Source organism: Enterobacter hormaechei subsp. xiangfangensis, from assembly GCF_001729785.1.
GTDB classification, from domain to species: domain Bacteria; phylum Pseudomonadota; class Gammaproteobacteria; order Enterobacterales; family Enterobacteriaceae; genus Enterobacter; species Enterobacter hormaechei_C.
Map to the genome: position 1 here is coordinate 1856929 of NZ_CP017183.1, position 22217 is coordinate 1879145.

Below are 22217 nucleotides of genomic sequence, written 5' to 3' on the forward strand. Positions count from 1 at the left end.
GTGCAGATTATGCCCCGAATTTCAGATATTCAGGCCGCCTTTGTTGCGGCCATAGAGCTTAACCCAAAGGGCTACCGCTACCTGAGAACAGACAGCTTTATAGAAAAGTTGCGTGGTTTTAACTGGCACTTCACCCGAGCCGACGCCAATGCATGGATAGAGCGCAATCAGCCAGGCTTCGCTGACAAGACGACAGACGGTAGCGATAACCGGTACTGGATCCTGAGAAACATGGGGAGGGTCCTCTGATGGGATTTGCATCACCTGCTACCGATTACGTCGAACGCCAACTTTCTCCATCCGTTCTGTGCAACATAGGGGCCGAAAGCAGGGTGCTTGAAACAGATGTTGGGTTTGCAGTCATTGAGCCAGCCACGAAAAAAAGGCCAGGAGATGTATTGTTAATTTTGTGCGACGGCCACACGCAGTTTGCAAAACTCATTGGCAAGGCGCTAATTACGGATGATGGTGAAGCGATTGAGGGATCAGCGCTTGAAGAAGTGGAAGTGCTGGGTAGGGTGACGTTCTTCATCAATCGTGCATTAGATGATGATTGCCCTGCAATATAGAAAGTTCCCCATGCTTCACTGACGAATAACCAGCCATAAGCGGCTGGTTTTTTGTGTGGTTTGGTCGGAACGAGAGAATTTTAACCTCCATCCCATGATGGCATCCTAAAGCTCAAAGGAAGTTTTGCATAATCACTTCTTCAAAATCGCATTCCCCAAAATAAAATTTAAGTGAATGAAAAACATGGAGAAAAATGAGGATGGAAATGCAATAAAATCAGCCAGAAAAACAGAGTTAACTGGCTGATTAATAACATTTAATTGGAGGTTGTCGAACTCTGCTTCTGGAACAGTTCCCGGAAGACCGGATAGATGTCATCCTGGTCACGAATGTGCTGCATCGCAAAGTTATCAAACATCGCTTGCAGATGCTCATACTCACGCCATAGCGTCTGGTGGGCGCGACGGGTAATTTCAATGTAGCTGTAGTAACGCACCACCGGCAGGATCTTCTTCGCCAGAATTTCATGACACAGCGGCGAGTCATCCGCCCAGTTATCGCCATCCGATGCCTGCGCGGCGTAGATGTTCCACTGCGCCGGATCGTAGCGCTCCTTCACTACCTCATCCATCAGCTTCAGGGCGCTCGACACGATGGTGCCACCGGTCTCCTGCGAGTAGAAGAACTCATGTTCATCCACCTCTTTCGCCTGAGTGTGATGGCGGATGTAGACCACCTCCACGTTCTTATACGTTCTGCTCAGGAACAGATAGAGCAGAATATAAAAACGCTTAGCCATATCCTTGGTGGCCTGATCCATTGAACCTGACACGTCCATCAGGCAGAACATCACCGCCTGGCTGGAAGGCTCAGGGCGTTTTTCGTAGTTCTTGTAGCGCAGGTCGAACGTGTCGATAAACGGCACCCGGTCGATCTTCGCCCGCAGTTCGGCAATCTCTTTTCGCAGGCGCTCCTCTTCCAGCAGTTGCGCCGGTTCCGTGTTTTCCACTACTTTCAGGCTGGTTTCCAGCTCGCGCAGTTCGCGCCGTTTGCCTGCCGTCATCGCCGTGCGTCGCGCCAGCGAGTTTTGCAGTGAACGCACCACGCTGATGTTGGCGGGCACCCCATTTGCGGTATAGCCCGCACGATGGGTTTTGTATTCGTTGAGCTGACGGTGCTGATTCTTTCTCAGATTCGGCAGGGCCAGATCCTCAAACAGCAGATCGAGATATTCGTCTTTTGAAATCTGGAAGACAAACTCATCCTGGCCTTCTCCGTCCTGGCTGGCTTGCCCCTGACCGCTGCCAGAACCGCCGCCTCCGCCCTGGGGTCGCTCGATTCTGTCATTCTGGACGAAGTGGTCATTACCTGGGTGTACACGATGGCGAAGGCCGCCACGCCCCTGATGAAACATCGGTTCGCTGATGTCATCGTTGGGGATGGAGACGGATTCGCCGCTGTCGACGTCGGTCACCGAGCGTTTGTTGATGGCCTCGGAGATCGACTGTTTAATTTGCGCTTTATAACGGCGCAAGAAGCGCTGGCGATTCACCGTGCTCTTGTTTTTGCCGTTAAGACGCCGGTCAATAAACCAGGTCATATATCCCCCGTACTGCATTTGCCAACTTGCAGCGTCCGTAAGTGCCGGACATTTTGTTGGCCCGGTAAGCGCGTTACCGGGCACTTGTTTTAAGACGATTTACGCACGCGCAGATACCATTCACAAAGCAGGCGGACCTGTTTGCGCGTATAGCCTTTTTCCATCATACGGTCGACAAAATCGTCGTGCTTTTTCTGCTCGTCGGTTGAGGTTTTGGCGTTGAACGAGATAACCGGCAACAGCTCTTCCGTGTTAGAGAACATTTTCTTCTCTATAACGGTGCGCAGTTTTTCGTAGCTGGTCCAGTTCGGATTGCGGCCGTTGTTATGCGCTCTGGCGCGCAGCACGAAGTTCACAATCTCGTTTCGGAAGTCTTTCGGGTTGCTGATCCCGGCTGGTTTCTCGATTTTTTCAAGTTCCGCGTTCAGGGATTCACGGTCAAACAGCTGGCCGGTATCCGGGTCGCGATACTCCTGATCCTGGATCCAGAAGTCAGCGTAAGTGACGTACCGGTCGAAGATGTTCTGGCCGTATTCGGAATAGGATTCCAGATAGGCGGTCTGGATCTCTTTGCCAATGAACTCGGCGTATTTCGGGATCAGGTAGCCTTTCAGGAACTCCAGGTAGCGTTCAGCCTGCTCCTGTGGGAACTGTTCACGTTCAATTTGCTGTTCCAGCACGTAGAACAGATGTACCGGGTTGGCGGCCACCTCCGCGTGGTCGAAGTTAAAGACGCGGGAGAGGATCTTAAACGCGAAACGCGTCGACAGACCGTTCATCCCTTCGTCGACCCCGGCGTAATCGCGGTATTCCTGGTACGATTTCGCTTTCGGGTCGGTATCCTTCAGGCTTTCGCCGTCATACACGCGCATTTTTGAGTAGATGCTGGAGTTTTCCGGCTCTTTCAGGCGCGACAGGATCGAGAAGCGCGACAGCGTTTCCAGCGTTCCCGGTGCGCAAGGGGCATGGACCAGCTCACTGTGGTTGAGCAGTTTTTCGTAAATCTTGATCTCCTCGGAGATCCGCAGGCAATAAGGCACTTTGACGATGTACACACGGTCAAGGAACGCCTCATTGTTTTTGTTGTTACGGAAGGTCACCCATTCAGATTCGTTAGAGTGGGCAAGGATAATCCCGTTAAACGGCAGGGCGGAAATACCTTCCGTCCCGTTGTAGTTCCCCTCCTGGGTGGCGGTCAGCAGCGGATGCAGCACTTTGATCGGTGCTTTAAACATCTCGACGAATTCCATAATCCCCTGGTTGGCACGGCACAGCGCACCGGAATAGCCGTAGGCATCCGGGTCGTTTTGCGCGTGATGCTCCAGCTTACGGATATCGACTTTACCCACCAGCGCCGAGATATCCTGGTTGTTCTCGTCACCGGGTTCTGTTTTGGCAATGGCGATCTGCTCGAGGATAGACGGCCACACTTTCACGACGCGGAATTTGGTGATGTCCCCGCCAAACTCGTGCAGACGTTTTGCCGCCCACGGCGACATGATCGTACCGAGATAGCGATGCGGAATGCCAAACTCTTTTTCCAGAATTTGCGCATCCTCTTGCGGATTAAACAGGCACAGCGGATGGTCATTGACCGGGCTGCGCTCGCCGTTGGCGCTCAGCACATAGATCGGCACGCGCTGCATCAGCGCTTTCAGCCGTTCAGCCAGGGAGGATTTACCCCCACCGACAGGACCCAGCAGGTAAAGGATCTGCTTCTTCTCTTCCAGCCCCTGAGCGGCATGCTTCAGGTAGGAGACGATCTGCTCAATGGCATCTTCCATGCCATAGAACTCTTCAAACGCCGGGTATCGGGCGACCACCCGATTCGAAAAGAGACGGGAAAGCCGTGGCTCTAGGGCAGTATCAACCATGTTTGGCTCACCAATAGCCATCAATAGCCGTTCTGCCGCATTGGCATAGGCACTGCGATCTTGCCGACAAATGGTAAGAAACTCCTGCAGTGTGAACTCTTCGTCCTTGGCAGCTTCGTAGCGCTGGCGATAGTGATCGAATATATTCATGGCATGCCGTCCTTTCGTTTTTTAGCACAGGATAAGAGCCGTTCGTATGAGTAGTGGAGGCTCCCGGAAGAGAATTTTTCGCACCTCACTGCCAGAGCAGCAACCTGTGTGCCAGGTCGAAGGCTATGAACCGCAGGGTGTTCAGCAAAACCTCTTCTTAAATTAAAGCGTAGATGGCAATTGCAAAACTTGCATACGGATAAAATCTACTTTCAATGACATATCAATAACTCATCCAAAAATTTCCACTGCGGTTATAAGCGAAAAGCGGGTTTTTCATTTATCGGTCACATAAATGAAAGCGGGATGTCATCTGAAAAATGAAAAATAACGGGTTAATCAAACGGATTAGTGCGCAAAAAATTTTGGGATGTACGGGAATGGCGGTTACACTTCACCCGCTGATTATTTGACTACAGGAAAGAATGGATTGTGACCAAACTCAAACTTCTGGCATTGGGCATCCTTGCCGCTACCGCAGCGAGCACCGTACAGGCTGAGAGCCAGTGGACTGTTGGCGCGGGTGCTGGCGTGATTAACAGCCCGTACAAGCAGTATGACCGCGACGTTTATCCTGTCCCCGTTGTCACCTATGAAGGCGATAACTTCTGGTTCCGTGGGTTGGGCGGCGGCTACTATCTGTGGAACGATACGGCCGATAAGCTCTCCATCATGGCCTATTACGACCCAACGCACTTTAAACCAGGCGACAGCGACAGCAATGCGCTTCGTCAACTGGACAAACGCAGAAGCTCACTGATGGCGGGGCTTTCTTACGTCCATAATACCGAGTATGGCTTCCTGCGCACTGCGCTGGCGGGCGATACCCTGGACAACAGCAACGGCTTCATCTGGGATCTGGCGTGGCTTTACCGCTATACCAACGGCGCAGTGACGCTGACGCCGGGTATCGGTGTGCAGTACAGCAGCGAAAATTACAACGACTACTACTATGGCGTGTCTAAAGCGGAGTCTCGCCGCAGTGGTTTGAATAGCTACAGCGCGGATGATGGCTGGGACCCGTACCTGGAACTCACCGCATCGTATAACTTCCTCGGTGACTGGAATGTGTACGGTACTGGCCGTTACATTCGTCTGAGCGATGAAGTGAAAGACAGCCCGATGGTCGACAAGTCCTGGTCTGGCATCTTCTCTGTAGGTGTGACCTACAAGTTCTGACCAGAACGTAATGCATTAAAACGGGGCGCTTGCGCCCCGTTTGTTTTTTATGATGCCTGAACAATATTAGCGCTTCACAATCTTGATCGTCTGGCCTAAGCGGGACGGTTTTTCTTCGCTGGTTTTCTGCGGCGCGGTCACGCACGCGGTTTCCACGCAGACGAAGGTCTTGTAACCGTCATCCGGGATATCCGCCATGCTGACGGAAAGGGCAGGGCCCGGGTTCCAGCCCACTACGTTGCTGTGGTGGTGATGAACCACATCAATACCGCGGTTCAGCGCGCTGTCGTGGATGACGCTACAGGCTTCCGGGTGCAGGTATACGCGGTCGGTACGATCCGGGAAAGTCTGCACGCCGTCGTCCAGCTTGCCTTCTTTCGCGTTATCCACTTTGTCGATAAAGGTATCGCCAAGTCCGCTCACCTTAACGGCCTGAATGTCGCCTACGTTGAAATAGGTGTGCAGGGCGGACGTAGTTTCGAATTCGCCGTGCGCTTCCAGTTCAATCTCGCAGGTTTTACCCAGCTTGAAGCGGGCATACAGGGTGAATTCATGTGGCCACAGGGCGCGCGTTTCATCATTCGCCTGGAGCTCAAAGGTCAACACCGCGCCGTTTTCATCTTCGTTGTGGGCTTTCAGCGTCCACTGCTGGTTACGGGCGAAACCGTGAGACGGTAATCCCTGCTGCGCTGACGGGCCAAACCATGGCCAGCAAATCGGTACGCCGCCGCGGATCGCCGCCCCTCTTTTGAACGAGGTGGCCTCGCTCAGCCACAGGCCTTCTTCTTCACCTTCTGGTTTCCAGGAGAGCAGGTGGGCGCCGTTGAGCGCGACGGAGGCTTTAACGCGCGGATGATCAACGACGATGATATCGGCACCGTCAATCTGACGGCGGGAGAGCACAGGGGTAAGTTGTTCGACTACCGGAAGTGCAAAAATTTTATTAATCATTAAGCAATCCTCTGTCTAAAAACAATAAAAAAGGCGACCGAAGTCGCCTTTTAGGATCAAGCACTCATCTCAACTTATTTGGAGATGTGAGCGATCAGGTCCAGTACTTTGTTAGAGTAGCCAGTTTCGTTGTCGTACCAGGAAACCAGTTTCACGAAGTTGTCGTTCAGTGCGATACCTGCTTTAGCATCGAACACGGAAGTGCACACTTCGCCGTTGAAATCGGTAGATACAACGTCGTCTTCGGTGTAACCCAGAACGCCTTTCATTGGGCCTTCGGAAGCAGCTTTGATTGCTTTCTTAATTTCTTCATAAGAAGCAGCTTTTTCCAGACGAACGGTCAGGTCAACAACGGATACGTTAGGAGTTGGAACGCGGAACGCCATACCAGTCAGTTTGCCATTCAGTTCTGGCAGTACTTTACCTACTGCTTTAGCAGCACCGGTAGAAGATGGGATGATGTTCTGAGCCGCGCCACGGCCGCCGCGCCAGTCTTTGTGAGACGGGCCATCAACGGTTTTCTGAGTAGCGGTGGTTGCGTGAACGGTAGTCATCAGACCTTCGATGATGCCGAAGTTGTCGTTGATAACTTTAGCCAGCGGTGCCAGGCAGTTGGTGGTGCAGGATGCGTTGGAAACGATATCCTGGCCAGCGTAAGTTTCAAAGTTTGCACCGCGAACGAACATTGGGGTGTTGTCTTTGGAAGGACCAGTCAGAACAACTTTCTTCGCACCCGCAGTGATGTGTTTACGTGCAGTTTCGTCGGTCAGGAAGATACCGGTAGCTTCAGCTACAACGTCAACACCGATTTCGTTCCATTTCAGGTTAGCTGGGTCTTTCTCAGCAGTAACGCGGATGGTTTTGCCGTTAACAACCAGGTGGCCGTCTTTCACTTCAACGGTGCCGTCGAAACGACCGTGAGTTGAGTCGTACTTCAGCATGTACGCCATGTATTCAGCGTCCAGGAGATCGTTGATACCAACGATTTCGATGTCAGAACGTTTCTGAGCAGCACGGAAAACAATACGGCCGATACGGCCAAAACCGTTGATACCTACTTTGATAGTCATATATTCCACCAGCTATTTGTTAGTGAATAAAAGGTTGCCTGTAAAATTACAAAAACCTTACGCAGCGTCAAGCGGAATCGTGTCAATCATTGCGACAAATCAATCCTGTGACTAACGTTTGTGCGACTGACTCGCCTCACTTTCCCTTTGAGCTAGCAACCACATGGGGGCTGCGCCCGGAATTTTAAAGGCCTCGCAGGATTAAAATGTGAAATTGATCACAATTGCCTGACCGCCTTTTCGCGACACATAAGTTTAGAACAAAAGTGCACGCGCGGGTGTTAATGTTTTGTTAGAATCTGGGTTAAAAGATGTCTGTTTCAACAGCGAGATGTAAGCATATGTCGAACCAACGTAACCCCGACGATTTGAAAAAAAACCTTACAGAGATGCAGTTTTACGTGACGCAAAATCACGGCACAGAACCGCCGTTTTCCGGGCGTTTGCTGCACAATAAACGGGAAGGCGTCTACCACTGCCTGGTGTGTGATGCACCGCTGTTTAACTCCCAGACGAAGTACGATTCTGGCTGCGGCTGGCCGAGTTTTTACGAGCCTGTCAGCGATGATGCGATCCGCTACCTGACGGACACCTCGCACGGCATGGTGCGCACCGAAATTCGTTGCGGGAACTGCGACGCCCATCTCGGGCATGTCTTCCCGGATGGCCCGCAGCCGACGGGGGAGCGTTTCTGCGTAAATTCGGCTTCCATGAGCTTTACCGATGATGAAAACGGCGACCAGACCAAGGGTTGAAAAAACGATTCAGCAAATTATTCCTTTGAAAGGGAGAGATCATGAATATTGATGACATGATTGCAGGTATGACCCCGGAGGTTTATCAGCGTCTGGTGACGGCCGTTGAGTTGGGAAAATGGCCGGACGGTGTGGCGCTCACACCTGAGCAAAAAGAGAACAGCTTGCAGCTGGTGATGCTGTGGCAGGCGCGTCACAATACCGACGCCCAGCACATGACCATCGACACTAACGGTCAGATGGTGATGAAAAGCAAGCGCGAGTTGAAAGAAGACTTCGGCATCACGCCGAAGCCGATTGCGACGATGAAAATGCAATAACGGTGCGGGTTTATGCCCTCACCCAACCCTCTCCCAAAGGGAGAGGGCTTGATTGTCTTACTACTGATGCGGGATCCCAAGCGACTCCGCCAGCTGTTTCGCGAGCTGGTTTTCGTCGTCAGCCCCATACTCCCAGAACATGGCGCCGGCAAGTCCTTTCTCCTTGATGTAATCCGCTTTGATCGCCACGGAGCGCGGGTTCTCATAGGAAATCGCAAACAGCGCCTTCCCGTCGGCGGATTTCACCGACAGCCACGGCACCTTCGCCTGTTCGTCCCAGTGCTCGGTAAAGCGTTTTTGCGGATCGTTCAGCAGCTTGCGGACGATATCGTTGTATTTCACATAGGTATCTTTGGTCAGATCATAGCCAAGCGATTTGAACAGGCTCAGTTCCTGCGGCCCGAAGTAGGGCTGCGTCACCGGATTGTTTTGCGCGTCTGGTTTGCTCCAGTCGATCCCTGGCTCTACGGCACGTTTCGGCACGCGCCCATAGAAACCAATTCCGAGATTCATCTGCTGCGGCTTCAGCCCGGCGGCCAGATAGTTATTCACCACAAACTCGACGCTGTATTTGTCTGCGGCAGCTACCGTTGGCCAGTCGCTGGAGTCATACAGATTCGCGTTAAAATACTGAGTACCGTACGCCATGTCGTAGGTCATCAGGTTGATGTAATCGAGCAGGGGGGCAATAGCTTTCACATCCACCCAGCTTTTCGGACTTTCCGCATTCGCGCCCACCGCAATCGTGACCAGCTTTTTCTTACCAAACGCGTCACGCATCTCTTTTAACAGCGCGGTGAAATTATCCCGGTCGGCAGGGGTGCTTTCGACAAGTCCCCACGCGCCGTTGACCGGATATTCCCAGTCCAGGTCGATCCCGTCCAGGCCGTATTGACTGACGATCTCCTGCGCGGAGCGAATAAACACCGCGCGACTCTCTTTGGTTGCCGCTGCGCCAGAAAAACCACGCGCCCCCCAGCCGCCAACGGAAAGCAGGACTTTCAGGTTCGGGTTTTGTTTACGAAGCTGAGGAAGTAACGCCAGATCGGATGCCACCTTAGGTGATAACCAGATTTGATGCAGTTTTGCCGGATCTTTCAGCGCGGCGTTGGTTTCGTCTTTCTCGTTGTTATAGACCAGACCAAACGAGTAGTTGAGGTGGGTGATCTGGCGGACGTCCAGTTTATTAATATCGCCACCCGGTCCGGCGGTAACATCGCCACCCCCATTGAAGTAACCCACGGACATCAGGGGCGCGGCGGAAGCCAGTGACGCGCAAAGCAAGGGTAATGCTGCCAGCAAGGGCAAACGTTTCATATAATTTCCTCTTTGACTGAACAAAAATAACCACGCCACAGAAAAGGCGTGGCGAAAAAACAGCCTGAAGAGAATAGCATCGCCGTTTCGCTTGTGATGCGAGGGAGTTCACTTTATGGGGATTGGGGAAGAAATGCCGGGTGGCGCTGACGCTTACCCGGTCTACAAAACCAGAGAAAGTAGGCCGGGTAAGGCTAAGCCGTCACCCGGCTAAAAAGCTTACGCCTGCGTCTCCATCCAGTCAGCCAGCGTATACAGCGTTGCGCCTTCTGCGGCCATATCCATAAACGCCTGAGCGCTGTCATGCGGCTGAATATTTACCCCGCGACAGCCGTCGGTGATGACATTCACGGTATAGCCCAACTGGAGCGCATCCAGCACGGTGAACTTCACGCAGTAATCCGTCGCCAGGCCCAGCACAATCAGCTCGGTGATCTCATGGTGGCGCAACCACGCGTCCAGCGCCGTCTTCTGACGATGACCGTTATCAAAGAACGCGCTGTAGCTGTCGATGGTGGGGTTTTCACCTTTGTGGAACACCGCGTCGATGGCCTTCTGGTTCAGCAGCGGATGCAGCTCAGCGCCTTCCGTCTGCTGCACGCAGTGATCGGGCCAGAAGGTTTGTGCCAGCCCGTCCAGTTCGCCCTGGCTGTAAGGCTCAACGTTGTGCTGGCTGGCAAAGCTGCCGTGGTTTGCCGGATGCCAGTCCTGACTCGCCAACACCGCTTCACCACGAGCTTTACACCACGCAATCAGCGAATTCGCGACGTCTACGGTGCTGTCGCCTTCCGCGACGGCCAGTGCACCGCCCGCACAGAAATCATTTTGCAAATCGACCAGTAACAGGGCGCGTTGCTTCATGGGAACTCCTTATTCGTACGGCGTCAGTTCACCGCGCAGGTTTTGCATCATGGCGCGGCGAATGGAATCAATATCCAGATCCTGACTCAGTAAATAGTGAAGTTTAGTCAGCGTTGCCTCAACGGTCATATCGAAACCACTGATCACGCCAGCGTGCGCCAGGGCATTACCGGTGGCGTAGCCGCCCATATTGACTTTGCCGGACATACACTGGGTGAGGTTGACCACCACAATCCCGCGATCGCTCGCCTCCTGAAGCTCTTTCAGGAATTCACCGTTCTGCGGGGCGTTACCCACACCATAGGAGCGCAGGATCAGCGCCTTCACCGGCTGGCGCAGGAAGTTGCGCACCACGTCGGCGGAAATACCCGGATAAATCGTCACCACGCCGATCGGCTGCGGGGTGATCGGGTGAACGATCAGTTCGCCTGCGGTATTTGGTGCGGGCGGCGTGCCCAGACGACGGATATGGATCCCCGCTTCCAGCAGCGGTTGCAGGTTAGGTGAGGCAAAAGCATCAAAGCCATCGGCGTGCGCTTTAGTGGTACGGTTCCCGCGGTACAGTCGGTTGTTGAAGAAAAGCGTTACCTCGTTGATCGGGTAATTAGCGGCCACGTACAGAGAGTTAAGCAGGTTGATCTGCCCGTCTGAACGCAGTTCCGCCAGCGGGATCTGCGAACCGGTCACGATGACGGGCTTGCTCAGGTTCTCCAGCATGAAGGAGAGCGCCGAGGCGGTGAACGCCATGGTGTCGGTACCGTGAAGGATCACGAAGCCGTCGTACTGGTCGTAATGGGCTTTAATATCATCCGCAATATGCTGCCAGTCTTCCGGCGTCATGTCGGAGGAGTCCATCAGCGGCTCATATTCGTGGATGGTAAAGTCCGGCATTTCCGGACGGTGAAATTCAGGCATCAGCGCCAGCTGGCGCTGCAAGTGGCCGGAAACCGGGATATAGCCATTTTCTGAGCGCTGCATACCGATGGTACCGCCGGTATAGGCGACATATATTGATTTCTTCTGCATGGTAATGAGTTCTTGTTCTTCAAAAGAAAAAATCCCCTCTTCACGGGAAGAGGGGACGGTTTTTAACGCACGTTCGCGCAGGTCAGGCAAAACGCGTAACGGCTCTGTGGATCATTAAAGGCTGCGAGCTTGTCGCTCTCCGCTTTCATGGCTTTCGCCGCGGTCGCCACCGGGGCCGGCAGATAAGCCTGAAGCGCGTCCGGCAGCATGGCACGGACGGAGCCGGACATGCTGTCCATGACCATATCGAAGAACGTCGGTTCGTCCTGATAATAGTCCACGTGCCACTGCTTGAGCTTCGCCAGCTCCGCCGCTTTCTTCACGGCGTCGTCGAAGTCACCCAGGCTGTCTACCAGACCGTTGCTCTTCGCATCCTGGCCGGTCCAGACGTGGCCCTGCGCGATCTGGTCAATCTGGTCTGGCGTCTTTTTACGGGAGTCCGCAACCAGCGTGATGAAACGTTTATAGCCACTCTCAATGCTGAGCTGCATCATCTCAGACACCTCAGGCGGCAGGGATTTGGTAACGGACACGTCTGCCAGCGGCGAGGTGGAAACGCCGTCGGTGTGGACGCCGAGATAATCCAGGCTGTTCTCAACGGTGTTGATCACACCGAAGATGCCAATCGAGCCGGTCAGCGTGCTTGGGTTAGCCACGATGTAGTTGGCTGGCGTCGAGATCCAGTACCCCCCGGAAGCCGCCATGCCGCCCATCGAGACCACTACCGGCTTGCCTGCGGCGCGCGCGGCGGCCAGTTCAGCACGGATCACTTCAGAGGCGCTGACGCTGCCGCCAGGGCTGTTCACCCTCAGGACAATTGCCTTCACTTTCGGATCCAGGCGCGCATCGCGGATCTGCGACGCGGTGGTGTCCCCGCCGACGTTCCCCGGCGTTTCTTCCCCGTCCATAATGGCCCCGTTAGCAAACACCACGGCGATGCTGTCACCGCTGTCGTCCGGCTTTTTCGCGGCGTAGTCATACATGCTGATGGCGCTGTAGTTTTTATCCTCTTTACTCCAGCCGAACTGTTTGGTCAGCGCTTTTTCAATTTCAGCGCTGGAACCCAGCTGATCGACCAGTTTGTTATCAAGCGCGTATTTCGCTGTATCGCCGTCCACCTTGCGCAGGCCGTCCAGCACGCCGCGCGCGCCCGGAAAGACCTGCTCAGCGGTAATCTGACGGTTAGCGGCAATGGTGCCGAGGTAGTTCTGCCACAGCTCGCCAATCCAGCGGCTGTCCGCTTCACGAGCGGCAGGGGACATATCATCGCGGATAAACGGCTCCACGGCGGATTTATAGGTCCCGACGCGGAAGACGTGGGTAGTGACCTTCAGCTTGTCGAGCAGCGATTTGTAGTACAGACCGTTAGTGGCGAAGCCATGCAGATCGACCGTGCCCTGTGGCGAAAGCCAGATCTTATTGGCAAAGCTCGCCAGATAATATTGCCCCTGGGTGTAGCTGTCGCCAATGGCAATAACCGGTTTACCGCTGTCGCGAAATTCGCGCAGCGCTTTACCGATGTACTGCATTGACGGCTGATCGGCGCCGGCAAAATCTTTCAGGTCCAACACGATACCGGTAATGTTACGATCGTCTTTGGCCTGACGGATGGTGTCGACAATATCAAACAAGGAGTTTTCCTGGAGACGGTCTGACGTTGCGCCGAACAGCTGGCGGCCAATCACGCCCAGACGGTTGCTGGTCGATGGCTTATCAACAATCACCCCGGTGATATCGAGTAACAGTGCGCCGCGCGTCGAATGCTGCGACTGGTTTGCGTTGCTGATATGCATCCAGATACCAGCGCATACCAGGACCAGGAAGATGAAAAAGATGTTCATCACCAGGTTGCGGACGAAGTTGAGCAGTCGCCACGTCCATTTAAAGAAACCGGCAAAGATTCGCCAAAGGGTTCGCATGTATTCTCCCTAACCAGAAAAGGACTGTTTCCGTCGCCACGGGACGGTAATGTGCGGTTATCGTAATGACCCAACCGCCACTTGTCAGCAGGAATCGCCTGCCACGCTGTAACAAATTCTGCTGTCGTGTTAATTTTGTGAGTAAATTTCATGAAAGGAGTTAACCAATGGACGCACTTGAACTGCTTGTTAACCGTCGTAGCGCTTCCCGCCTGGCCGAACCGGCACCCGTCGGCGAGCAGCTGGAAAACATTCTGCGTGCCGGAATGCGTGCGCCGGACCATGGCACATTGCAGCCGTGGCACTTCTTTATTATTGAAGGCGAAGGGCGCGGCCGCTTCAGCCAGCTGCTGGAGCAGGGGGCTGTTGCCGCAGGCCAGGATGAGAAGGGGATTGATAAAGCCCGCAACGCGCCATTCCGTGCGCCGATGATCATCGCGGTAGTCGCAAAATGCCAGGCCGATCATAAAGTGCCGGTCTGGGAGCAGGAGATGTCTGCCGGTTGCGCGGTAATGGCAATGCAAATGGCCGCCGTCGCGCAGGGCTTCAATGGCATCTGGCGCACCGGACCGCTGACCGAAAGTTCGGTCGTGCGTGATGGCTTTGCCTGTGGCGAGCACGATAAAATTGTCGGCTTCCTCTATCTCGGCACCCCGCAGCTTAAAGCCTCCAGCACCATCAGCGTGCCGGACACCACGCCTTTCGTCAGCCGTTTTTAATTACCCGCGCTAAACTGTCTGGATTCTGAGCATCCGCCGCAGAATTCAGACAGTCATACTTACCTCTTTATGGAATGAGCGCTACCATAGCGCGATTGAGATGACAGGAGACGTCCATGAGCGAGCAAACCATTCGTTTAACGCAATACAGCCACGGAGCCGGTTGCGGTTGTAAAATTTCCCCGAAAGTGCTGGAGACCATCCTGCACAGTGAGCAGGCGAAGTTTGTCGACCCGAACCTGCTTGTCGGTAACGAAACGCGTGACGATGCAGCGGTTTATGACTTAGGTAACGGCACCAGCATTATCAGCACCACTGACTTTTTTATGCCGATTGTCGACAACCCATTCGACTTCGGACGCATTGCGGCCACCAACGCCATCAGCGATATCTTTGCGATGGGCGGTAAACCGATCATGGCGATCGCCATTCTGGGCTGGCCGATTAACAACCTCCCGCCTGAGATTGCCCGCGACGTGATCGAAGGCGGACGCTTTGCCTGCCAGCAGGCGGGTATTGCCCTGGCCGGTGGTCACTCTATCGATGCGCCGGAGCCGATCTTCGGCCTGGCCGTCACCGGCGTGGTGCCCACCGAACGCGTGAAGCGCAACAGCACGGCGCAACCGGGCTGCAAACTGTTCCTCACCAAGCCGCTGGGCATTGGCGTACTGACCACTGCCGAGAAGAAATCCCTGCTGAAGCCCGAGCATATAGGTCTGGCAACGGAAGTGATGTGTCAGATGAACCTCGCCGGTGCGGCATTCGCCAATATCGACGGCGTGAAGGCCATGACCGACGTGACCGGATTTGGTCTGCTGGGGCACCTCTCTGAAGTGTGTCAGGGCGCGGGCGTGCAGGCGCAGATCTGGTATCAGGATGTGCCGAAACTGCCGGGCGTGGAAGAGTACATTGCTCAGGGCGCGGTGCCGGGCGGGACGCAGCGCAACTTCGCCAGCTACGGCCATTTAATGGGCGAAATGCCGGAAGCATGGCGTAACCTGCTGTGCGATCCGCAAACCTCCGGCGGTCTGCTGCTGGCGGTGACGCCGGAAGCTGAAGCTGACGTTCAGGCGACGGCTGCCGAGTTTGGCATCACCCTGACGGCCATTGGCGAGCTGGTGACCGCCCGCGGTGGCCGCCCGATGATTGAGATCCGTTAATTCGATGCGGTTGTTTATTGCCGAAAAGCCGAGTCTGGCGCGAGCCATCGCCGACGTGCTGCCCAAGCCGCATCGCAAAGGTGATGGCTTTATCGAATGCGGTAACGGGCAGGTGGTCACCTGGTGTATCGGTCACCTGCTTGAACAGGCGCAGCCGGATGTCTACGACAGCCGCTACGCCCGCTGGAATCTCAACGATCTGCCGATTGTGCCGGAAAAGTGGCGTCTGCAACCGCGTCCTTCCGTCACCAAACAGCTCAACGTCATTAAGCGTTTCCTGCATGAGGCGACGGAAGTGGTCCACGCGGGTGACCCGGACAGGGAAGGGCAACTGCTGGTCGATGAAGTGCTGGACTACCTGGAGCTGGCGCCGGAAAAGCGTCAGCAGGTGCAGCGCTGCCTGATCAACGACCTTAACCCGCAGGCGGTGGAGCGCGCGATTTCGCGCCTGCGCGCCAACAGCGAATTTATTCCCCTGTGTGTGTCCGCGCTGGCACGTGCCCGCGCGGACTGGCTGTACGGGATCAACATGACCCGCGCCTACACCATCCTGGGACGCAATGCGGGCTATCAGGGCGTACTCTCTGTTGGGCGTGTTCAAACCCCGGTGCTGGGGCTGGTGGTGCGTCGCGACGAAGAGATCGAAAATTTCGTCGCCAAAGACTTCTTCGAAGTCAAAGCGCATATCGTCACGCCGAAAGACGAACGCTTTACCGCCGTCTGGCAGCCGAGCGATGCCTGTGAGTCATATCAGGACGAAGAGGGACGGCTGCTGCATCGTCCGCTGGCGGAGCACGTGGTTAACCGCATTACCGGCCAACCCGCGATAGTCACCAGCTATAACGACAAACGGGAATCAGAGCCCGCACCGCTGCCGTTCTCCCTTTCGGCGTTGCAGATCGAGGCCGCGAAAAAGTTTGGCCTGAGCGCGCAGAACGTGCTCGATATCTGCCAGAAGCTCTATGAAACCCACAAGCTGATCACCTATCCGCGTTCGGACAGCCGCTATCTGCCGGAGGAACACTTCGCCGGACGCCACTCGGTGATGAACGCCATTGGTGTCCATGCGCCGGATCTGTTGCCGCAACCGGCGGTAAACCCGGATACCCATAACCGCTGCTGGGACGATAAAAAAGTCGATGCCCACCACGCGATAATCCCGACGGCGCGCACCAGCAACGTCAACCTGACCGACAACGAAGCAAAAGTCTATAACCTGATCGCGCGTCAGTATCTGATGCAGTTCTGCCCGGACGCGGTGTTCCGCAAGTGCGTTATCGAACTGGACATTGCCAAAGGCAAATTTATCGCCAAAGCGCGTTTCCTCGCGGAAGCGGGCTGGCGCACGCTGCTCGGCAACAAAGAGCGTGACGAAGAGAACGACGGTACGCCGCTGCCGGTCGTGGCCAAAGGCGACGAACTGCTGTGCGAGAAGGGGGAGGTGGTTGAACGACAGACCCAGCCGCCGCGCCACTTCACCGATGCGACGCTGCTTTCGGCCATGACCGGGATCGCCCGTTTTGTGCAGGATAAAGATCTGAAGAAGATCCTGCGCGCCACCGACGGTCTGGGTACGGAAGCAACCCGCGCGGGGATCATCGAGCTGCTCTTTAAGCGCGGTTTTCTTGAGAAAAAGGGGCGCTATATCCATTCGACCGAGCCGGGGCGCGCGCTGATTCATTCCCTGCCGGAGCTGGCCGCCAGGCCGGACATGACCGCGCACTGGGAATCGGTGCTGACGCAGATTAGCGAGAAGCAGTGCCGCTATCAGGACTTTATGCAGCCGCTGGTGGGGAAGCTTTACCAGCTGATCGATCAGGCGCGCAGCACGCCGGTGAAGCGCTTCAGAGGGATGGTTGCACCAGGCGCGGGTGCGAAGAAACCGTTTAAAAAGAAGAAAAGCGCGGCCTGATACGCCCGGTTTTCACCCTCTCCCTATGGGAGAGGGCCGGGGTGAGGGCACCCGGCCGCACGATATAAACCTTAAATCACACCCTGCCCAATCATCGCATCGGCCACCTTCACGAACCCGGCGATATTCGCCCCGCGCACGTAGTTGGTTTGAGACGCCTCGCCGCCATACTCCACGCAGGCGTGATGAATATCGAGCATGATGTGGTGCAGACGGGCATCCACTTTCTCAGCCTTCCAGCTCATTCTCGCGGCGTTTTGCGCCATTTCCAGACCGGATGTTGCCACGCCGCCAGCGTTCGCCGCCTTGCCTGGTGCAAATAGTACGCCCGCGTCCAGGAACAGATCGGTCGCTTCAATGGTGGTGGGCATATTTGCCCCTTCCGCTACCGCTTTCACGCCATTGCTAATCAGCGTCCGGGCGGCATCCACGTCCAGTTCGTTTTGCGTCGCGCACGGCAGGGCGATATCCACCGGCACGCCCCACGGCTGTTTACCTTCCAGATAGGTCAGGCCAAACTCACGGGCATAATCCGCTACCCGACCGTCACGGCTGGCTTTGATTTCGCACAGACGCGCCAGTTTTTCTGCCGTAAAGCCAGCTTCATCCACTACGGTGCCGCTGGAGTCGGAGGCGGTCACCACGCGCGCGCCAAACGCCATCGCTTTCTCGATAGCGTACTGCGCCACGTTGCCGGAGCCGGAGACCGCCACGCGCATCCCCTCGAAGCTCAGCCCGTGACGCTTAAGCATCGCTTCAGTGAAATAGACCAGACCGTAACCCGTCGCTTCCGGGCGAATCAGGCTACCGCCAAACGACAGACCTTTGCCGGTAAAGACGCAGGCGCTGTTGTTGGAGAGCTTTTTCATCATCCCGGCCATAAAGCCCACTTCACGCCCCCCCACGCCGATATCTCCGGCGGGAACGTCGGTGTCGGGCCCAAGGTGGCGATAGAGTTCAGTGACCAGCGCCTGGCAGAAGCGCATCACTTCGCCTTCGCTCTTGCCTTTCGGATCGAAATCACTCCCGCCTTTACCGCCGCCCATCGGCAGGGTAGTGAGCGCATTTTTAAAGGTCTGCTCGAAGCCGAGGAACTTCAGAATCGACAGGTTCACCGAAGGATGGAAGCGCATCCCGCCCTTAAACGGCCCAATGGCGGAGTTAAACTGCACGCGCCATGCGCGGTTGACCTGCACCTGATTGCGATCGTCCACCCACGCCACGCGGAACTGGATGACGCGCTCTGGCTCTACCAGACGTTCAAGCAGCGCCATCTGGCGGTAGCGCGGATTTTCCTCAAGGAAGGGCCACAGGGTGGTCATGACTTCACGAACGGCCTGGGCAAACTCGCTTTGGTGCGGGTCGCGCTGCTGAACATGGGCAAGAAAGCTTTCCAGAGAGCGTGTCTGATCCATAGATATAAGAACCTCTTATAATAATTTATGCGTGTGGCGGAGATGTTTTGTGTCGTTTTTTTGACTATACCACCCGCACCGCTTTGAGAGGCAAGCAGAAATTTATGCTGCAAGGGAAATTAATGACAGGGCGCGCGTCATAACTAAAAGCGATGACGAGATACATTAAAGATCCCGTCCGGATCGACCGTTATAGATATAAACGATGCAAAGGAAACAAAGTCTATGAACCGTTACGCAATGGCCGCGTTATGTTTGATGGTGTCCGCCGGGGCACAGGCTGATCGCATTCGCCCGGATGTCGAGGTTAACGTGCCGCCAGAGGTCTTTAGCGCTGGCGGCCAGCGTGCGCAGCCGTGTAATCAGTGCTGTATCTATCAGGATCAAAACTATTCCGAAGGCGCAGTGGTCAGGGCGGATGGCGTGCTGTTGCAGTGCCAGCGTGATGAACGCACCCTCAGTACAAACCCGCTGGTCTGGCGTCGCGTAAAAGAATAAACGCTTCCAGCAGCGGTATATCCGCCGGGGCTAAATCATACGTGAACGCGTCTTCTGGCGTACACCATACCAACGCCGAGTGATAATGCGCCTTCAGCTCACCGCTAAATTCAGGCACATGCCAGGCGTGGAGGTGAATCAGCCGCTGCGACACCTCCCGCTGGTGGCTTGCCACATACCGCGCGGGCACGGCCTCAATGCCGAGCTCTTCGCGCAGTTCGCGGATCAGCGCTTCCGGCTGGGTCTCACCGGCTTCAACCTTCCCGCCCGCAAATTCCCACATTCCTGGCTGATCGGCATGTTCGGGACGCTGCGCCAGCAAAATCTTGCCCTCATTTTCGAGGATGGCCGCAACCACATCGAGTGTTTTCAGCATGTTCGTCAATAATTAATAGCGAAAAACGACATATTATCGTGCCCTTCCAAAGAGTCCAGTCATCAGGAGAATCAGGTGAAAGAGATATCCGCCTGGGTTGCGCCCATGGAAACCCTTCCCGTCAGCCTTAGCCCCATCGCCGCCATGCAGAAAAAACACTTCGGCGCGGTGCTGAACCCCACTCGCTGGTGGGGGCGTATGCCGCGTCTTTTCTGGCTGGTGGCGCTGTTTGTCGGCTATCTGGAGCGGCGCAAGGCGCGTTTGACCCCGGTTCTCCGATCGCTACTAATGACGCGGGTCTCGCAGATCTGCCACTGCGCATTTTGTATTGATGCCAACAGCCTGCGTCTGGCCGAGCGGAGCGGGGCGCTGGATAAAGTGCAGGCCGTCAGCGACTGGCAAAATTCCACCCTGTTCAGCGAAGAGGAGCGCGCGGCGCTGGCCTATGCGGAAGCGGTCACCGCCACGCCGCCTGAGGTGGATGAAAATATCAAAAGCCTGCTGAAGCGCCACTTTACGGAAGAGACCATCACCGAAATGACGGCTCTGATTGCCTTTCAGAATCTTTCCGCCCGCTTTAACGCCGCGCTGGATATCCCGACTCAGGGGCTGTGCGCCACGTTTAAAGGTAAACCACATGCTGGATAAACATCTGCACCCCCGGCTGAAACCCGGGTTAAATCAGCTGGCCGCCGCGCTGGATAAACCGTTTATCACGCCTGATGGCTTAACGCTCGCCGGGTTTGCGATTGGCGTGCTGGCGTTACCTTTTCTGGCGCTGGGCTGGTATCCGGCGGCGCTGATCGCCATTGTGCTGAACCGGCTGCTGGATGGTCTGGACGGCGCGCTGGCGCGTCGCCGTGGCCTGACGGACGCGGGAGGATTTCTTGATATCGCCCTCGACTTCCTTTTTTACGCCCTGGTGCCGTTTGGTTTTGCGCTGGCCGCTCCGGCTGATAATGCGATCGCCGCCGCCTGGCTGCTGTTCGCGTTTATGGGGACGGGCAGCAGTTTTCTGGCCTTTGCCGCGCTGGCGGGGAAGCATGATATCGACAACCCCGGCTATGCGCACAAGTCGCTTTATTACATTGGAGGATTAACGGAAGGAACAGAGACCATCGCGCTGTTTGTGCTGTGCAGCCTGTTTCCGGCGCATTTCGCGCTCTTTGCATGGGTGTTTGGCGCGTTGTGCTGGCTGACCACCACAACGCGCATCTGGAGCGGTTATATCACGCTGAAGTCACTTCCCCGCTAGCGTGCGCTCTCCGGTCCGCGCTCCCCGGTGGAGACCGGGTTCTGCGGATGGCTGCTCCATTCGTACCACCCGCCGTCGTAGACGGCAACGTTCTGCCAGCCCATGGCGCGGGCGTACATAAAGGCTTCAGACGCGCGCCAGCCGGTACCACAGTAAAACGCAACGTGCTGCTCCGGCAGGATATTCCACGTTTTCCACATGGCGGCAATATCATCGGCGCTGCGCATGGTGCCATCCGGATTGTGGAAATCTTCCATGTGGGTCGCGTCGCTGCCCGCATGGCCCCAACGCGCACCGGCAATTTCACCTTTTGGCTTGATATAGCTGTAGCCGCTGGTTTCACCGATAAACTCTGGCCAGGAACGAATGCTCACCAGCGACGCGTCCTGACGGTGCAGCATTCCCCGGGCCTGCTCCATATCCACCATCAGCTGCGGCTGGCCCGGGATCGGCGCGCCAAAATCAGGGGCTGGCTTCACGTTTGCAGGCGTTCCGCGCTCAACGGGCAGGCTGGCGTCGGACCACGCCTTCCAGCCGCCATCCAGAATCCGCACATCCTTCACGCCCGCGTAGAGCATGATCTGCGCCACGCGCGCGGCGGCATATACGTCGCGACCATACAGAATGACGGTGGTATCGTGACGGATCCCGTGCTTCGCCAGCATCGCTTTCAGCTTTTCGTCAGAGACCTTATTCCACAGCGGTTCGCTTTCCACTTCATTGGTGTCGATATAGCCCGCGCCGGGAATATGGCTCAGGAGATAAAGCTTCGGCGCACCCCAGCCAGCCTCGATCACCTTCCACTCTCCGGCTGGTGCGGCGGTAACGGGTTTCCCCTGCTGCAACTGGTGGATCCACTGCGGATAAACCAGCTGTTCGAAATGCGCCAGACGTTGCAGACGGTCGGATTGTTGCAGGGCATCGCTCAGGGTGGAGACGTGGGTAAAGCCCGCTTTCTCCAGCCGTGTTTTGACCGTCTGGTTGTCATTATCGTTGCCATAGAGCGCAACCGGCATGTCTGGCGTAAGCCGATGCTGTTTTGCCCAGCCGCTGAGCTGTTCATCGCTCATTGCCCCAAGCCAGCTGGCAGAGAGATTAAGTGCGGCGGGCTCGTGCCCGGACGTTCCGCTCAGGGTCTGCGGCCAGCCGTTATAGAACGCACTGATGCGCGTATCAATTACCGCGCCATTTTGCGTCTGAAGCTGAGCCAGCGTGAGGGAGTGGGGCATATCAGCCGCCGTGGAGGAGAGTGAGGCGAGGCCGCAGATCAGGGCCAGCGCGGTCAGTTGAGAAACACGTTTCATCGAAAAACCTGACGTCGTTAAAAGAGGGGGGCATTGTCGTCTCTCC

General features: G+C 55.8%; 22 protein-coding genes. 11 read left to right on the forward strand and 11 right to left on the reverse strand.

What is annotated here, in order from left to right; translation table 11 throughout:
• The first annotated feature begins 9 nt into the window (after positions 1-9).
• Entirely contained in the window at positions 10-249 is a 240-nt protein-coding gene (locus BFV63_RS23370; protein WP_058672785.1) for a hypothetical protein, read from the forward strand.
• Positions 249-569, forward strand: coding sequence for a hypothetical protein (locus BFV63_RS08905; protein ID WP_063945191.1), 321 nt, complete (start codon positions 249-251; stop codon positions 567-569). The genes BFV63_RS23370 and BFV63_RS08905 overlap by 1 nt, the downstream gene beginning before the upstream one ends.
• Before the next feature lie 257 nt (positions 570-826).
• Here the strand turns inward: BFV63_RS08905 and BFV63_RS08910 are convergent, their stop codons facing one another.
• Positions 827-2110, reverse strand: coding sequence for a YeaH/YhbH family protein (locus BFV63_RS08910; RefSeq protein WP_023299884.1), 1284 nt, complete (start codon positions 2108-2110; stop codon positions 827-829).
• A gap of 89 nt (positions 2111-2199) precedes the next feature.
• Positions 2200-4134: a protein kinase YeaG gene (gene yeaG, locus BFV63_RS08915; RefSeq protein ID WP_006809140.1), complete on the reverse strand. Its 1935-nt coding sequence runs from the start codon at positions 4132-4134 to the stop codon at positions 2200-2202.
• A gap of 432 nt (positions 4135-4566) precedes the next feature.
• Between yeaG and BFV63_RS08920 the strand changes: the two genes are divergently transcribed.
• The gene (locus BFV63_RS08920) at positions 4567-5313 is read left to right on the forward strand and encodes a MipA/OmpV family protein (protein ID WP_022650867.1); all 747 of its coding nucleotides are present in this window, start codon (positions 4567-4569) and stop codon (positions 5311-5313) included.
• Between the two features lie 66 nt (positions 5314-5379).
• On the opposite strand, the gene BFV63_RS08925 is transcribed toward BFV63_RS08920, so the two are convergent.
• Positions 5380-6264, reverse strand: a complete 885-nt coding sequence (locus BFV63_RS08925) for a D-hexose-6-phosphate mutarotase (protein WP_023324474.1) — start codon at positions 6262-6264, stop codon at positions 5380-5382.
• Positions 6265-6338: 74 nt separating this feature from the next.
• Positions 6339-7334, reverse strand: coding sequence for a glyceraldehyde-3-phosphate dehydrogenase (gene gapA, locus BFV63_RS08930; protein ID WP_006809136.1), 996 nt, complete (start codon positions 7332-7334; stop codon positions 6339-6341).
• A 341-nt stretch (positions 7335-7675) separates the two neighbouring features.
• Between gapA and msrB the strand changes: the two genes are divergently transcribed.
• Together msrB and BFV63_RS08940 are read left to right on the forward strand one after the other, a co-directional pair.
• Complete coding sequence (gene msrB / locus BFV63_RS08935; protein ID WP_003857865.1) at positions 7676-8089, forward strand: peptide-methionine (R)-S-oxide reductase MsrB; 414 nt, start codon at positions 7676-7678, stop codon at positions 8087-8089.
• A gap of 41 nt (positions 8090-8130) precedes the next feature.
• A complete protein-coding gene (locus BFV63_RS08940) occupies positions 8131-8409 on the forward strand; it encodes a YeaC family protein (protein ID WP_003857863.1) in 279 nt (92 codons plus the stop codon).
• 60 nt (positions 8410-8469) lie between these two features.
• Here the strand turns inward: BFV63_RS08940 and chiD are convergent, their stop codons facing one another.
• The 4 genes from chiD to sppA form a co-directional block, all read right to left on the reverse strand.
• Positions 8470-9726 (reverse strand): chitinase ChiD, encoded by a 1257-nt coding sequence (chiD, locus tag BFV63_RS08945; RefSeq protein ID WP_022650869.1) that lies wholly within the window; start codon positions 9724-9726, stop codon positions 8470-8472.
• Positions 9727-9945: 219 nt separating this feature from the next.
• Positions 9946-10587, reverse strand: a complete 642-nt coding sequence (gene pncA / locus BFV63_RS08950) for a bifunctional nicotinamidase/pyrazinamidase (RefSeq protein WP_032658145.1) — start codon at positions 10585-10587, stop codon at positions 9946-9948.
• A 9-nt stretch (positions 10588-10596) separates the two neighbouring features.
• Entirely contained in the window at positions 10597-11613 is a 1017-nt protein-coding gene (ansA, locus tag BFV63_RS08955; RefSeq protein WP_048241859.1) for an asparaginase, read from the reverse strand.
• A gap of 62 nt (positions 11614-11675) precedes the next feature.
• A complete protein-coding gene (gene sppA / locus BFV63_RS08960; RefSeq protein WP_032653247.1) occupies positions 11676-13532 on the reverse strand; it encodes a signal peptide peptidase SppA in 1857 nt (618 codons plus the stop codon).
• 167 nt (positions 13533-13699) lie between these two features.
• Between sppA and BFV63_RS08965 the strand changes: the two genes are divergently transcribed.
• The 3 genes from BFV63_RS08965 to BFV63_RS08975 all read left to right on the forward strand — a co-directional run bounded on the left by BFV63_RS08965 (position 13700) and on the right by BFV63_RS08975 (position 17323).
• Entirely contained in the window at positions 13700-14251 is a 552-nt protein-coding gene (locus BFV63_RS08965) for an NAD(P)H nitroreductase (protein WP_023324479.1), read from the forward strand.
• 116 nt (positions 14252-14367) lie between these two features.
• On the forward strand, positions 14368-15411 hold the full coding sequence (gene selD / locus BFV63_RS08970; RefSeq protein WP_045350495.1) for a selenide, water dikinase SelD: 1044 nt from the start codon (positions 14368-14370) through the stop codon (positions 15409-15411).
• A 4-nt stretch (positions 15412-15415) separates the two neighbouring features.
• Complete coding sequence (locus tag BFV63_RS08975) at positions 15416-17323, forward strand: DNA topoisomerase III (RefSeq protein ID WP_048240962.1); 1908 nt, start codon at positions 15416-15418, stop codon at positions 17321-17323.
• Positions 17324-17394: 71 nt separating this feature from the next.
• Here BFV63_RS08975 and gdhA read toward each other — a convergent pair whose 3' ends face one another.
• The gene (gene gdhA / locus BFV63_RS08980) at positions 17395-18738 is read right to left on the reverse strand and encodes an NADP-specific glutamate dehydrogenase (protein WP_023315910.1); all 1344 of its coding nucleotides are present in this window, start codon (positions 18736-18738) and stop codon (positions 17395-17397) included.
• Between the two features lie 225 nt (positions 18739-18963).
• On the opposite strand from gdhA, the gene BFV63_RS08985 reads away from it, so the two are divergent.
• The gene (locus tag BFV63_RS08985; RefSeq protein ID WP_003857857.1) at positions 18964-19236 is read left to right on the forward strand and encodes a YnjH family protein; all 273 of its coding nucleotides are present in this window, start codon (positions 18964-18966) and stop codon (positions 19234-19236) included.
• On the opposite strand, the gene BFV63_RS08990 is transcribed toward BFV63_RS08985, so the two are convergent.
• On the reverse strand, positions 19196-19612 hold the full coding sequence (locus BFV63_RS08990) for a pyrimidine (deoxy)nucleoside triphosphate diphosphatase (RefSeq protein ID WP_023315911.1): 417 nt from the start codon (positions 19610-19612) through the stop codon (positions 19196-19198). The two genes, BFV63_RS08985 and BFV63_RS08990, sit on opposite strands and share 41 nt — an antisense overlap.
• A gap of 75 nt (positions 19613-19687) precedes the next feature.
• Between BFV63_RS08990 and BFV63_RS08995 the strand changes: the two genes are divergently transcribed.
• The gene (locus tag BFV63_RS08995) at positions 19688-20260 is read left to right on the forward strand and encodes a carboxymuconolactone decarboxylase family protein (protein ID WP_003857852.1); all 573 of its coding nucleotides are present in this window, start codon (positions 19688-19690) and stop codon (positions 20258-20260) included.
• Positions 20250-20867, forward strand: a complete 618-nt coding sequence (locus BFV63_RS09000; protein WP_022650879.1) for a CDP-alcohol phosphatidyltransferase family protein — start codon at positions 20250-20252, stop codon at positions 20865-20867. Before BFV63_RS08995 ends, BFV63_RS09000 begins: the two co-directional genes overlap by 11 nt.
• Here BFV63_RS09000 and BFV63_RS09005 read toward each other — a convergent pair.
• On the reverse strand, positions 20864-22171 hold the full coding sequence (locus tag BFV63_RS09005) for a sulfurtransferase (RefSeq protein ID WP_048240960.1): 1308 nt from the start codon (positions 22169-22171) through the stop codon (positions 20864-20866). The genes BFV63_RS09000 and BFV63_RS09005 overlap by 4 nt on opposite strands.
• Positions 22172-22217 lie beyond the last annotated feature (46 nt).

Coding starts and splice junctions, on each gene's coding strand:
- BFV63_RS23370 (WP_058672785.1), top strand. CDS start 10: ATGCCCCGAATTTCAGATATTCAGGCCGCCTTTGTTGCGGCCATAGAG.
- BFV63_RS08905 (WP_063945191.1), top strand. CDS start 249: ATGGGATTTGCATCACCTGCTACCGATTACGTCGAACGCCAACTTTCT.
- BFV63_RS08910 (WP_023299884.1), bottom strand. CDS start 2,110: ATGACCTGGTTTATTGACCGGCGTCTTAACGGCAAAAACAAGAGCACG.
- yeaG (WP_006809140.1), bottom strand. CDS start 4,134: ATGAATATATTCGATCACTATCGCCAGCGCTACGAAGCTGCCAAGGAC.
- BFV63_RS08925 (WP_023324474.1), bottom strand. CDS start 6,264: ATGATTAATAAAATTTTTGCACTTCCGGTAGTCGAACAACTTACCCCT.
- gapA (WP_006809136.1), bottom strand. CDS start 7,334: ATGACTATCAAAGTAGGTATCAACGGTTTTGGCCGTATCGGCCGTATT.
- msrB (WP_003857865.1), top strand. CDS start 7,676: ATGTCGAACCAACGTAACCCCGACGATTTGAAAAAAAACCTTACAGAG.
- BFV63_RS08940 (WP_003857863.1), top strand. CDS start 8,131: ATGAATATTGATGACATGATTGCAGGTATGACCCCGGAGGTTTATCAG.
- chiD (WP_022650869.1), bottom strand. CDS start 9,726: ATGAAACGTTTGCCCTTGCTGGCAGCATTACCCTTGCTTTGCGCGTCA.
- pncA (WP_032658145.1), bottom strand. CDS start 10,587: ATGAAGCAACGCGCCCTGTTACTGGTCGATTTGCAAAATGATTTCTGT.
- ansA (WP_048241859.1), bottom strand. CDS start 11,613: ATGCAGAAGAAATCAATATATGTCGCCTATACCGGCGGTACCATCGGT.
- sppA (WP_032653247.1), bottom strand. CDS start 13,532: ATGCGAACCCTTTGGCGAATCTTTGCCGGTTTCTTTAAATGGACGTGG.
- BFV63_RS08965 (WP_023324479.1), top strand. CDS start 13,700: ATGGACGCACTTGAACTGCTTGTTAACCGTCGTAGCGCTTCCCGCCTG.
- selD (WP_045350495.1), top strand. CDS start 14,368: ATGAGCGAGCAAACCATTCGTTTAACGCAATACAGCCACGGAGCCGGT.
- BFV63_RS08975 (WP_048240962.1), top strand. CDS start 15,416: ATGCGGTTGTTTATTGCCGAAAAGCCGAGTCTGGCGCGAGCCATCGCC.
- gdhA (WP_023315910.1), bottom strand. CDS start 18,738: ATGGATCAGACACGCTCTCTGGAAAGCTTTCTTGCCCATGTTCAGCAG.
- BFV63_RS08985 (WP_003857857.1), top strand. CDS start 18,964: ATGAACCGTTACGCAATGGCCGCGTTATGTTTGATGGTGTCCGCCGGG.
- BFV63_RS08990 (WP_023315911.1), bottom strand. CDS start 19,612: ATGCTGAAAACACTCGATGTGGTTGCGGCCATCCTCGAAAATGAGGGC.
- BFV63_RS09000 (WP_022650879.1), top strand. CDS start 20,250: ATGCTGGATAAACATCTGCACCCCCGGCTGAAACCCGGGTTAAATCAG.
- BFV63_RS09005 (WP_048240960.1), bottom strand. CDS start 22,171: ATGAAACGTGTTTCTCAACTGACCGCGCTGGCCCTGATCTGCGGCCTC.